The following is a 525-nucleotide window of genomic DNA, read 5'->3' on the forward strand; positions in this document are numbered from 1 at the left end:
AATCGATGTTCATGCTGATGACCCGGAGTTCGGGCACCGGTTCATCGCTGATGAGCTCGCCGCCGCCGGGTACCGGGCCTCTGAGCGGCGGGTGTGGCGGCTGTGCTCACAGCAGCAGATCTTCTCCGCCACTCAGCGCAAGGGCAGGAAGAATCACAAGAAGCCAGGCCCGCCAGTCTGTGATGACCTGCTGGCCCGGGATTTCACCGCCACCAGGTCGAATCAGAAATGGCTGGTGGACATCACCGAGCACCGTACCGGTGAGGGCAAGCTCTACCTATGTGCGATCAAGGATGTCTTCAGCAACCGGATCGTGGGCTATGCGATCGATTCCAGGATGAAATCACGGCTGGCTGTGGCCGCCCTGCATGACGCGGTTTCCCGCCGCGGAGGACCCTCAGAAGTGGCCGGATGCCTTGTCCATTCGGATAGAGGGTCGCAATTTCGTTCACGGAAATTCCAGCGGGCGCTGAAGGGATACAAGCTGGCTGGGTCCATGGGACGGGTCGGGGCTGCTGGGGATAA

At 61.1% G+C, this 525-nt stretch carries 1 protein-coding gene; it reads left to right on the top strand.

Features of this window, described 5'->3' with window-relative positions:
- The coding region (locus tag IEW85_RS14235; RefSeq protein WP_188687092.1) for an IS3 family transposase at positions 1–525 on the top strand (525 nt) is incomplete at both ends.

The sequence above is a fragment of the Nesterenkonia cremea genome, from assembly GCF_014642675.1.
In the GTDB taxonomy this organism is placed as follows: domain Bacteria; phylum Actinomycetota; class Actinomycetes; order Actinomycetales; family Micrococcaceae; genus Nesterenkonia; species Nesterenkonia cremea.